This is a genomic window from Myxococcus llanfairpwllgwyngyllgogerychwyrndrobwllllantysiliogogogochensis, from assembly GCF_006636215.1.
Classification (GTDB): domain Bacteria; phylum Myxococcota; class Myxococcia; order Myxococcales; family Myxococcaceae; genus Myxococcus; species Myxococcus llanfairpwllgwyngyllgogerychwyrndrobwllllantysiliogogogochensis.
The window spans coordinates 1-533 of sequence record NZ_VIFM01000662.1; the positions used below are offsets into that span (position 1 = coordinate 1).

General features: G+C 51.4%; 1 protein-coding gene. It reads right to left on the reverse strand.

Annotation, left to right across the window (positions count from 1 at the left end; genetic code table 11):
• Positions 1-312, reverse strand: a 312-nt coding sequence (locus FJV41_RS55375; RefSeq protein WP_497812684.1) for a M48 family metallopeptidase, incomplete at its 3' end; no start/stop codon positions are given.
• Positions 313-533: the final 221 nt, after the last annotated feature.

The following is a 533-nucleotide window of genomic DNA, read 5'->3' on the forward strand; positions in this document are numbered from 1 at the left end:
AATGTCAGGCGCGTGATAGATAGCTACCTGCGGCATGGCAATACCTACCTGCTGCGCCTGCTGCGCAACGGTATTCATCAGCCAGCGTTCCGTTTCGTTGCGCGGCTGCTCGATCACTTCCCCACCCACTGACTTCAGCGCCATCCACTTCGACATCATCAGCGAAACGATAGAACCACCGAAGCCGAACAGCAGGGCCATAATCAGAAGACCGGTCATGCTGCTGGATTGGATCCCCGTGAGGCTTAACACCAGCCCGAACACGACCATCACTGCCAGGTTCGTCAGCAGGAAAAGCGCGATTCGCATCATAATTTTCTTTTTACCTCAATTTAACAAAACGCACTATGCGATTACCCACATCGTATGGGTCAGGCTGCAATTTTCAACCATCAGCCCCCGCTAAGTCACGATAAAAACACAACTTTACATTTTGTAGCATCTTGCTGACAGCGGCAGCGCAGGTTGACATTTTGTTAGATGAGCTGAATGGCGATGACAACGCGCACAAAAAAAACGGGCACCTCTCAGGG